This is a genomic window from Candidatus Cloacimonadota bacterium (assembly GCA_020532355.1).
GTDB lineage: Bacteria > Cloacimonadota > Cloacimonadia > Cloacimonadales > Cloacimonadaceae > UBA5456.
Map to the genome: position 1 here is coordinate 22397 of JAJBBD010000099.1, position 11713 is coordinate 34109.

Below are 11713 nucleotides of genomic sequence, written 5' to 3' on the forward strand. Positions count from 1 at the left end.
CATTTTGTTTCTCCTTTATTCTATTATGGTTTTGGCATTTTTATCACGAGAATGCGCATTACAGCATCACTCTCGTTGGTTAAGGCATGGGGAATGTTTTTAGGGCTATCTATTATCGTCCCCGCCGGAAATGTTTTGCTTTCTTCTCCAATCGTTACGGTTGCCGTACCTTCAATTACATAAAAAGCTACGTTAACAGGGGTTTTGTGAGCCTTCAAATGGGCTTTGGGCTCAAATTCGATATGAACAATTTCGCCTTCCGGTTGACTATAGATCTTGGTACCTACCATGCCCATAGCGTTTAATACCGGAGGAACATCTTGATAAAATCTACTTTCCATAGTTTCTCTCCTTAGATGATCTTGCCATCTACACTTATTATGTTTACTTTAACAAAATGCATCTTGCCTGCACGCTCCAAAGCTTTTTGTAACAACACTTCAGTGCCACCACAGCATGGAACCTCCATGCGTACAATGCTTATACTCTTAATTCTATGTAGCGTAAATATCTGCGCCAGTTTATCGATATATCGCTCCAAATCCTGATCTAATTTAGGGCAAAAAGTAATAACTATCTTACCCTTAAGAAATCTCTGATGAAAATCTCTGTACGCATATGGGACACAATCTGCTGAAATAAGCAAATCGGCATCATCAAAGTATTGAGCAGCAGGATTGATTAAGGTTAACTGAACCGGCCATTGACCTAATTCCGATTGCAGCTGACCGGTACTGTCGGTTTCGGTGGTTTGAGGCTCTATTTGCTTAGCTTGAGTTCCACTACACCCACAAGCCATTGTCTCTTCACGCGTTAAAGCATCAACATCGTAAGCATTTTCTTTAAGAATATCCAAAGCTTGACCGTAATACTTCATTTCACCGTGAGATTTCAAGTGGTGCAAGTGTGCCTTGATCGTGTTTTCTCCAGCTTTCATGATGTTTTCCATCACATAAGCTTCATTGTAAGGTTCGGCTTCCCGTTCTTCAACCAGTATCGCTCCTTGTGGACAATCTCCAATACAGGCACCCAGCCCATCACAGAAAAGATCGCTGATTAACCTGGCTTTGCCATCTATTAGTTGTAATGCCCCTTCAGGACAACCCGGTATGCACAATCCACAACCATTGCATTTATCTTCGTCAATTTTAATAATCTGACGTTTCATTTTTTACCTCTATTAATTGTATTATTGTATTTAATAAGGACTTACCTTCTGCTTTCAGATCAAATGCATGCCTACTCATATTCCACTGCGTAACTAAAAGTCGCATAGAACCAACAATCATTCTAAACAGATGCATGGGATTTAGATTTTCTCTTATTTGTCCTATTCGTTGTCCTTGCATGATGTAGCCCATCACCTCATCTCGATGTATATGCATGATGGAAAGTAAGTTCTCTTCGAATGAGGGATCGTTTTTAAACAGCTCTTCACTAAACATAACCATGGCAAGATCGGGATCATTCTCAAAAATCTCATAACGATCTAATACAAAACGACTAACTTTTTCTAAGGGGCTAATCTGTAATGAATTTATCCGCTGAATTACTTCACAAGAGACCTGCTCAAAATAACAAAGAACCATCCGAATTAATTCTTTCTTGCTTTCAAAATGGCGGTAAAGCGCTGCATCAGTAACACCAATACTTTGAGCAAGTTTTTTTGTGGTCAGTTTTTCATAACCCTGCTGCGCAATCACTTGAATAGCGGCTTTCACAATCTCCATTTGTCTTTTTGTAATATCCATAGTATCAATCCTTTGCCATGCGTTAGTAAGCACTTACTTACCAATTTAAGCAATCCCGCTTTTTTGGCAAGTTCTTTTTTGCGCTCTTTCATGATTATTGCTCTTATTCTTTTACCAAGAACACATAATTGCTTTATTAGCATAATGTTGCGATCTGTAGAAATATCTCTTCATAGATCTAAATTCACCGCTTCCCCATTATTTCCCCTATCACTTTAGCTTATAGTTAGAAATAGTTCATCCCGAGATACTCCCTTTGCGACATGAATACTTCAGCTTATACCATGCCTAATCCTTAACTTATACAATAGGCTTAATTACAGCAATCTATATCTATCGTGCTGGGAAATGCTCATTTATGTTCTGCTTCTGGGTATGTAATACTATAATAATCTGAGGAAAGCGCCCAATAAATTCCTTTAATGCAATTATTTTCCGTACACTCTTAAGGTTTTTTGCAATCGTTCTCGAGATAGGCGTTGAATGATTTCAACAAATCTCTCCACGTTGCATATAGATAATGCTTGACTTTTAAGTATATTAGAATAATATGTCCCCGTATAAATTATTAGTTCAAAAGGGATGATTGAGATGAGACCAATACACAGGGGCTTGGTAATTGCAAAAAAGCAATATCATATCAAAGAAGATCACGCATTGTGCATCGGCCTCAAAGCAAGCATACAATTTGCCTTATTTATAATCGTATCTTTACTGATTCTAATCCAGTTGGATGGAGGCAATAACCAAAAAACATGGGCTGGTACAACCAGCAGTTATATTACTCACTATTCAACATACACCGATGAACCGTTGATAGAAAAGGACAACTCAGAAAGATCTGGTCCGGTCTTAAAGGTAGATAAGACTCCGCCAATATTTAGCTTTATCCCCAATTACGTTTTATTTATGAGTATCCTCATTATCTCTATCGGAACAGCGGGATTTCTGATACTATATTTGCATATTTCTGGCCAATTGCGATAATTACAAGCCAATATCCATTATCAAACTTAGGGTTCTTTCCGATTCTTTGTTTGTACTGTAGCGTACGCCTACATTGGTAAAGTCCATAAAAGCTAATCCGATTTCAGCAATCAATTCTATGCCGTAAGAATACTGTTTTATGTAAGCAGCTTTGGTTTGCGGCATCGCCATATCGTAAAAGAAACCAAGATTGATATCCTCAAGATAGATTTGAGGATTCCATGTCCCCTGTCTAATCTTTAGTAAGGGCTTATACAAAGTATTCCTCAATGTAATGCCTTTATTTGCATACAACTCTTTGTCGTATCCTCTGATAGGATAAAACACTTCATCAAAATCTGCATCAGGGTCGTAAGCAATGTTTAAGGTGCTATTAAGTTCAGAGTTTAGCAAACATTTCTGACGTACTACAAGCTGTCCCTGCCATCCCAATCTATCTCGATTCGACAAGTTCAATCCGGAAGATTCCCAATAGAGCGTATTTCGCACTCCAGCCTGTCCATACTTCCAAACAAGCTGCTGACTTATGAATGGATACGCCTTATTTCTCTCAAATCTATTCTTGGCTTGCAATCCCAATCCGGTATTTATCTCGGTGATTCCATAGTTTTGCCTACGCAGTAGACAGATTGAATTGTGCAGAGTTATGGTGAGATCTTCATCTGAGCTAATCATAAGATCCTGATTTAACGGGTTTAGTACGTGACTACTAAGCTGGAAATCTCCGATTATTTTTTGGCGGTAGGTATCGTAAACTGCCGCTATCTGCCATAGAGGAAAATCTCCAACTGCATCTGCACCTACAAGAACCGCTCCAACTGCAAGAGAATCTTGAGTACCATAAATCTGAGGGATCCTAAGCATGCGGGGATTTATCATATGAGCAATATTGGGACTGTAATCGCCATGACGGATGGGTGTACCATCCGCTAGAGCACTTTGGCCAAAGAATTTGGACTTGGGAAACAGAATAGGCTCGCGTCTCAAATCTTGCTTTGGCACATCTTCATATACGAGTGGAGCCTTGTAGATATCCATACCTTTGGCATTAGGAGATAAATAGTAAAACTCACTAGCCCCAGAAAATACCGGATCTTTTAGATAGTCATTATGTTGTACGATTTGCCTTTGTTTGCTTTGGGTATTGTAAATAAATGCAAGCAGCTTGTCATCTTCTACAGAATTAAAGAATAATTTGCCATCATTTGCACATAATAATGTTTCTTTGTGAGGACTATCAATAACGGGAACCAAGCTTCCTTGTTGCAATCTATAAATATTGCTATTACTCCAATAAGCTTTTGCGCCTAAATATATCTCATCTTGATTCATGCATATAGCGTGAATTAGCTCTTCGCCTTCATAAATAACTCTTTTACTGCCCGCATCAGGGTCGTACTCAAACAAAACAGAACCCCTATATAGAGGTAGATCTTCCGAAATAAGAATGCTCCCCCCTATAAGGGGCAGAAAGGCTCGCACTTGTCCTTCATAGATAATAGTATTGGCAGAGTTCTTATGCATCAGAATCTGAGTTATGGAGCCAAAGCCATCATTAGATTTGTTGGCAAATCCACGTCTATATTCCTTGCGAGAATAATACAATCTATTGCCTGCAAAATGGTAACCCGCCGGAAAGTCGCTTGCCTGATCTATAACAGTTTCAGCTTTTGCACTGGGATTGGCTAAATCCAACCGCATAATTCTAGAAGAAGAAAAGAATCTTCCGGGTCCTGTTTTATCGCTTATAAGCTGAGTGTAATACAGTGCGTTATTATGATGTTGCAGATTATCCTTATTCCATCCATCTTCAGTAATTTGTTCACGTATGATATCATTCAAATTGTTCTTTTGGGCATGCTGCCAATCGCTCCACAAACTGCTAAGCGACATTCCATACGTATTTAAGAATGCTGGATCTAATGCTAAGGCTGGGCTTACTCCATTAGAATATGCTGTAATGCGAGATGAATTGTCCATATAAAGCATACGGAATTTATCTTCGCCATATTTTGCCGCTAGATACTTATGGAAGCTTCCTCCAAAAACATAATAATGGGCAAGCGGTGTATCTGAGGAATAGTATGAAGCCTTCGTGGGTGAGGGAAGCTTATCTTCACGGGCTAGGGCCGAGATTATCGCAGAGTAATATGCTCCATTCATTCTTCCGGTATTTGCCGAAAGCTGAGATTCTCCATATACAGTGATACCTTCTGTCATCCACATGGGTTGGTGCATTTGCACGTAAAGCAGATTCCCAAAAATCGTTCGCAGAAGTGCTGGTACTCCCGCTTCATGGCTTAATTGTAACTGATGGATGTATTCATGCGGGGCTACTGTTTGAAACCAGTCTAGACCAACTGATAACTCATCATCTGTAGGTGGATACATGTACACTCCGATCACATTCCCCACCGGATTTGCGAAACCATTTACCAAGTTTCCCATATCTTCAAGTACAATCGCCGCCTGAGGATATGTATTGCCTGTAAGTTTTTCCAATTGAGGGCGGTAGTACTCCAAAACCTGAAGGGCATGCAAGGCCTCATCTTCCATCCCCTCGTAATAATAAACCATGAACTTATCGGTAGACATGGTCTTGATCGCAGCCTGCGTGAAGACTGGCAACACAAGCATGATTATCAAAAAAAGCAGAGTTGTCCTGTTCATCTCAGATATTCCTAATGTTTTTTTTGCATTGTTGCAAATCCGTGATATTGGTCAAGATATTCCTGCCCATTGCTAGTGAGATCGAAGCAAACAAATCGTTAGGTAACATGATGCTTCACTTAGATACCGACTGCTGACAGTAGCAGACTTACTCTGAGACACCGATATCTTAATGGTAATTATTCAAATTTTGCTTGACGCCCTCAATACTCAAGAATCTTCTGACTTTTGAGATAAACTTAAAAGTTTAACGAAACAATCGCCCCGCTTTCAAGGTTGGGTGACTGTACAAGGAGCGTTTATGGAACGACGTTTATTTATCCTGATCATTCTGCTTTTGCTTTCATTGAGCCTATGGTCAGAACGTATCAACCTCAATTCAAAGGAAAATGTTTTACAGGTTCTTCACTCTTCCCCCTCAGAAACAATTTTACAATACACAGTCAGCAAGTTCGACACCAAAGAGACAACTATCAATGGTGAGAACTGGTTTCATATCTCTCTGCCCGGCGAAGGCGTAACCCAAGAAAAAGGCTTGCCAGAATTGCCAGTCTTCAACCGAAGCATCATTATTGATAATAGTGCGCAGATGAAACTGGAAATATTTGACGTGGAATACACCGATATGAGGTTTGCGATTGCCCCATCCAAAGGCGTCATCACTCGCAATATCGATCCCAAAAGCGTGCCCTATACTTTTAGTGATTTCTATACAAAAAGTGATTTCTACCCGGCAAATATAGCCAAGCTTTCGGAACCCTATATCATGCGTGATTTTAGGGGAATAACTGTTATTACCACTCCCTTTGCCTACAATCCTGCCACTAAAACTCTCAGAGTTTATCATTCTTACAAGATCAGAGTTTACCAGGAAGGTACTGATTCTATAAATGTTTTACAACAAACTCGCTCCATCATCTCCCGCACCTTTAGCGGGATCTATCAAAACCATTTTGTGAACTGGAATAACTACCGTTATACACCTGTGGATGATAGCTATGGGAAGCTGTTAGTGATTTGCCATTCAAACTTTTTAAGCGCAATCGAACCCTGGGTGAATTGGAAACGCCAGAAGGGTGTGGAAACCGAACTTGTGGAATGGTCTACCATTGGCAGCACAGCATCACAATTGCAAAACTACATCCAAACCCGCTACAATCAGGATAACAGCCTCACATATGTGCAAATAGTGGGCGATGCACCTCAAATTCCCACTATATCGTACCAAGGCGGGGGTAGCGATCCTACATTCTCCTTAGTAGCAGGAAGCGATTTCTATCCTGATATCTTTATTGGAAGGTTTTCAGCTGAAAACACCAGCCAGCTCAGCATTCAACTTAATCGCTCAATCACTTATGAGCGAGATGCCGCCACTACTGATACATGGCTTACACGAGCAACGGGGATAGCCTCAGATCAAGGAGGAGGCTCACAAGGCGACAATGGTGAATCTGACATCCAGCACATGAATAATATCCGCACCAAACTTCTCAATTATGGATACACTTCTGTTGATCAGATCTATGATCCTGGTGCCTCTGCTTCTACAGTTAGCACAAATATTAATGCAGGTCGTGGCTTTCTGAATTATGTTGGTCATGGTTCAACTACAGCATGGGGTACAACCGGCTTCAGCGTAACAAATGCCATGAACCTTAGTAATGGCAGTAAAACACCATTCATAGTTGACGTTGCCTGTATTAATGGAAACTTTGTATCCAATACTTGTTTTGCAGAGGGCTGGATGCGCAGCCCAAATGGAGGCGCAATCACTATTTACGCCAGCACAATCAACCAAAGCTGGAATTCCCCCATGCGGGCTCAAGATGAAGTAACTGATCTCTGGATTGCAGAAGCAAAAAGTACCGCCGGAGGTTACTATTATAGCGGATCTTGCAAGATGATGGATGTTTATGGCAATACAGCCAGCTCAGATGGTGTGAATATGTTCAAAACCTGGCACATCTTTGGCGATGCCTCACTAATGGTACGCAGTAAAACTCCGATCGCAATGAATCCAAGCCATCCCGATCAAATACCTATGGGCAGCGCTTCATTGAGTATTACAAACGCCGCTCCGAACGCTCTTGCTTCACTTACCTGCAACAACCAGATCTATGCCCGCGGCTTTGCCAACAGCAGCGGCAGCATCAGTTTACCTCTTGGCGGATTACCGGCGCAAGCAATGGATTTTACATTAACCGTTACTGCATACAACCGCGTTACTTACGTTGGAATCGTGCAACAAACTTCCGCCAGCGGACCTTTTATGAACGTAGAGAATACGCAATATGCCGATGCCAACAACCAAATCCCAGAATATGGTGATAATGCTAATTTAAACGTGACTTTCAAAAACACTGGAACTGCTAGCGTTTCCAACCTTGTTTCTACGCTATCTGCCGAAACTCCGGGTATTATTCTCACTGATGCCAGTGAAGCTTTGGGAAACTTGGCAGCTGGTGCCACTATTTTACGCAACAACGCCTTTTCGTTCAGTATCGCAAACAACATCCCTGATGGTACTATCGCGGAGTTCAACATCATGATGCAGAGCGGAGCCAGCACCTGGAATCATCAGTTTACGCTTGAGATCAATGCTCCGGCATTAAACTTTGGTACATATTCGATCTCCGATCCCACCGGAAACAACAATGGTATGCTGGATCCTGGAGAAACGGTTAGTCTGAGCATCCCTGTTCTAAACAACGGCACTGCCGCAAGCCCTTCCGGAACAGCCTCTTTAAGTAGCAACACACCAGAAATTACGATCAACTCCGGTAATGTGAGTTTTCCCGCCATTGCCGCCGGTGGAAGCGCCCTCGCAAACTTCAGTATCACAACCGCAACATCTGTTCCTCAGGGAACCTTAGCCAATTTGAGCTTTAGCGCAAGTGCCGGAGCATACTCGGTTGCAGAGAACCTGGCTATCCAAGTAGGCACTCCCCCAGAAGTGATCATAGGCGATGGTAGCTCTTCAACCAGCACAAATAGTGCTTCCCCCATCAACATCTGGTACAAAAGCTTACATGGACAATCCGTCTATACTGCTGCCGAATTGAACACCGCCGGCATTTACGGTCCCGTGGAAATCTCGCAACTGGGCTTCAACATCACCGGCCTTCCCGCCAATGCGATGCCCAATTTCGTTGTACGCATGAAACACACATCCGCCACAAATGCTGCCAACTGGATTGATGCCTCTAACCTTGTAACCTATTACTCAAATCCCAGTTACCTGCCCACCCAGATTGGATGGAACCTGTACTCTCTTTCCACTCCTTTCATTTGGAACGGAACTGACAACATCCTTATTGATACTGCATTCGGCTTGTTGACAGATTACCACCAATCTGGAACCGTGGAATGTACAACCGTGACGGATGGTTACCGCTTTACCAGAAACGACTCTTATGACCAAACTAACGTTTTCAGCAACGGATCAACCTCAAACACACGCCCGAACCTGAAACTCGTTTTCTACTCAACGCAAGTAGACCAAGCCCAGATCTCAGTAAACCCTGTCTCAATCTCGGAAACCGTGATCTACGGAAACAGCGTTGCCCACAATATAACCATCAGTAACACAGGATCCGCAGATCTGATTTGGAGCATTCCCGAACGAAACGCTGCAACAAGAGCAATGACCGGATCCACTCTAAGTAGCAATGTGAGTTCATACGCTCCCGGCACTACATCCAGCTGGACTTTTACGGTAACAAATAACAGCCCGGATAACGAATGGGTCAGAGACATCGATATCGCCTTCCCTGCCTCTGTTACCGTAAACAGCGTGACCAGTTTCAGCGGGGGGCAATATCCTTTGACGGCAAACCTGCAGAACGGAACCGGAGTAACGATAAACTGGCATTACTCAGACTCCAGCAATTATGGCGGAATCTACCCAGATGAGACTGCCACTGCAACTGTTAATGTCACAATCAACAGTACTACCTCCGGCGACCTGAACCTCCCCTGGATCATCAACGGAGATGATTACGGTGATGATCCACATAGCGTATCGGGCACTTTGGTATTCGCTCAAAACGGAAATCCTCAGCCGGATGACTGGTTTAGCATAAACACTCATAGCGGCGTCATCGCTCCCGGTGAAGATACCCTAATCACCATTACCCTGAATTCTGAAGGCTTGGATGAGGGTACCTACACCAGCAGTTTCACCATCGATTCCAACGCCACAAACAACCCCACTCTGTCAGTTCCGCTCAGCCTCACTGTGGAAATCCCCGTGAACCCACTACCCGTCGTACCTCGCTTTGTAGCAGAATGGGAACCTGCTCAAGGTGCCGTGGTGCGCTATCCTTTTGGCCAGCCTTACAGCCTGCTGGCAGATCTTTCTGAAGATGCCTTACTCTACGTAATCGTTGCCAGCACCTCCCAAAGTTCTGCCAATAGTGCTCTGCAAAGTAATGGTGTAAATATGACGAATGTTCATTATATAAACGCACCCAGCGATTCCTATTGGGTGCGAGATTATGGGCCATGGACCATCTTCGATGACGAAGGCGAAATGCACCTGGTGGATTTCAATTACAACCGTCCCCGACCCAACGATAACGCCATCCCTACAGTAATAGCTAACTATCTTGAAACTAATCTTTACGATTTGGATATAACTCATACCGGCGGTAACATCATGACCGATGGCATGGGTAAAGCCATGAGTACAGAGCTGGTTCTTTCCGAAAACAGCAGCCTTAGCCAGAATCAGATCAATCAACGCTTCAGCGACTATCTGGGAATTTCTGAATACCAGATTTATACAGATCCTACCAGCACCTATATCGACCACATCGATTGTTGGGCAAAGCTATTGGATGTAGATAAAGTTATGATAAGACGTGTCCCTTCCGGACATACTCAGTTTACGGCGATAGAAGCATCTGTATCGCAATGGCAGGCAAAAACCAGTTCATACGGAACCCCATATCGCATCTTCCGAGTGGACACTCCCAACGATGAACCATACACCAATGCCTTCATCATGAATGGTAAAATCTACGTTCCCCAAATGGGCACTGCCAATGATGCTGCCGCCCTATCAGCCTATCAAAACGCCATGCCCGGCTTTGAGGTGAGCGGATATACTTATGCCAGCTATGCATCCACCGATGCTCTTCACTGCAGAGTAAATACCATCTTTGACGAACAGATGATCTCCGTGCGCCATACTCCTCCCGAAAATCTGATGGCTTATACGGATTACACTATCAGCGTAGAGATTGACCACCTTAATCCGCTGGATCCTATCGGCAGCTTTATCAAATGGAGTACCTCTCCCGAGGGTCCTTGGAACCTGAAACCTCTCATAGCAGTTGATTACAACACCTGGAGCACCCCTCTCTCTATTCCCGCCGTAGAAAACCTCTACTATTACATCCATACTCAGGATAACAGCGGAAGAATCACCAAATTACCGCTCTGTGCGGAACTCGACCCCTTCGTGATCCCGGTTCAACAAAATCCAGCTCTGCCATCTTGGCCTACTGTTACCTATTCCAATCCCCCTGCCACGGTTCATGCTGTGGTTAGTGTGATGGGAAATCCCGCTCAAGTTGGCGATCTTGTTGGTGCTTTCGTGGGTGAAGAGTGTCGTGGCACCGCTTTAGTGTATATGAGCCGCAATACAATGGTAAGCATTCAAATCCAACTTGCAGAATCCGGCGAATCGGTATCCTTCAAGGTTTTCAGCCAGGCTGATGGCAAAATCTACGATAGCGATTTGCAAGTAAATCCCTCAATCGGGGAATCCTTGGGCATCGAAGCGCCACTGGACATCATCTGCGCACTTGCCGAACCGATTGTAGCCATTACTATGCAGGAAAATCAATTCTCTCTGAGCTGGAACGAAATCCCAAACGCTGCCGCCTACCAAATCTTGGTATCGGATAATCCCTATAGCGGGTTCAGTGTTCTGCACCAAACGGTGAACAGCCACATAAGTCTGCCAATTGACAGCGATCGAATATTCTTTAAAGTGTTAGCCCTAAAAGAAAACCCGACAAAACGTAACTAATCCTCAATATAGCATAGAAGGGCGGATTGATCTCCGCCCTTTTTTTCCCAGTATTTCAAACATGCTTTATCATAGTTTTAAGCCGACATTCTCATCTATTTGCATAAGGATCTCGGGATGAAGTATAGGTAAGCATAGTTTTATGCATCAGGGAATGGCAAACGAAAAGACTATGAGTAAACATAACTTTCTGCATTAGGATAGTTAACTCCAGCTTGGCGTTTCATAATGCGGAAGTATGCAGAATCTACAATAAGGTTTCAAGCTG

At 43.1% G+C, this 11713-nt stretch carries 6 protein-coding genes; 2 read left to right on the forward strand and 4 right to left on the reverse strand.

Features of this window, described 5'->3' with window-relative positions; all coding sequences use genetic code 11:
- Positions 1-23: 23 nt before the first annotated feature.
- Genes LHW48_03295 through LHW48_03305 form a run of 3 tightly spaced genes read right to left on the reverse strand, consistent with a single transcriptional unit; the run spans position 24 to position 1751 of the window.
- Positions 24-341 carry a cupin domain-containing protein gene (locus tag LHW48_03295; protein ID MCB5259484.1) on the reverse strand — a complete coding sequence of 106 codons (318 nt, stop codon included), beginning with the start codon at positions 339-341 and terminating at the stop codon, positions 24-26.
- Positions 342-352: 11 nt separating this feature from the next.
- A complete protein-coding gene (locus LHW48_03300; protein ID MCB5259485.1) occupies positions 353-1168 on the reverse strand; it encodes a 4Fe-4S binding protein in 816 nt (271 codons plus the stop codon).
- A complete protein-coding gene (locus LHW48_03305; protein ID MCB5259486.1) occupies positions 1149-1751 on the reverse strand; it encodes a TetR/AcrR family transcriptional regulator in 603 nt (200 codons plus the stop codon). Before LHW48_03305 ends, LHW48_03300 begins: the two co-directional genes overlap by 20 nt.
- Positions 1752-2342: 591 nt before the next feature.
- Here LHW48_03305 and LHW48_03310 point away from each other — a divergent pair.
- A complete protein-coding gene (locus tag LHW48_03310) occupies positions 2343-2738 on the forward strand; it encodes a hypothetical protein (GenBank protein MCB5259487.1) in 396 nt (131 codons plus the stop codon).
- On the opposite strand, the gene LHW48_03315 is transcribed toward LHW48_03310, so the two are convergent.
- Positions 2739-5408, reverse strand: coding sequence for a hypothetical protein (locus LHW48_03315; protein MCB5259488.1), 2670 nt, complete (start codon positions 5406-5408; stop codon positions 2739-2741). It abuts the gene before it with no gap.
- A 301-nt stretch (positions 5409-5709) separates the two neighbouring features.
- Between LHW48_03315 and LHW48_03320 the strand changes: the two genes are divergently transcribed.
- Positions 5710-11445 (forward strand): C25 family cysteine peptidase, encoded by a 5736-nt coding sequence (locus LHW48_03320; GenBank protein MCB5259489.1) that lies wholly within the window; start codon positions 5710-5712, stop codon positions 11443-11445.
- Positions 11446-11713: the final 268 nt, after the last annotated feature.

What these genes read in the sequence shown, in the direction of transcription:
- LHW48_03295 (MCB5259484.1), bottom strand. Translation starts at nt 341, where the DNA reads ATGGAAAGTAGATTTTATCAAGATGTTCCTCCGGTATTAAACGCTATG.
- LHW48_03300 (MCB5259485.1), bottom strand. Translation starts at nt 1,168, where the DNA reads ATGAAACGTCAGATTATTAAAATTGACGAAGATAAATGCAATGGTTGT.
- LHW48_03305 (MCB5259486.1), bottom strand. Translation starts at nt 1,751, where the DNA reads ATGGATATTACAAAAAGACAAATGGAGATTGTGAAAGCCGCTATTCAA.
- LHW48_03310 (MCB5259487.1), top strand. Translation starts at nt 2,343, where the DNA reads ATGAGACCAATACACAGGGGCTTGGTAATTGCAAAAAAGCAATATCAT.
- LHW48_03315 (MCB5259488.1), bottom strand. Translation starts at nt 5,408, where the DNA reads ATGAACAGGACAACTCTGCTTTTTTTGATAATCATGCTTGTGTTGCCA.
- LHW48_03320 (MCB5259489.1), top strand. Translation starts at nt 5,710, where the DNA reads ATGGAACGACGTTTATTTATCCTGATCATTCTGCTTTTGCTTTCATTG.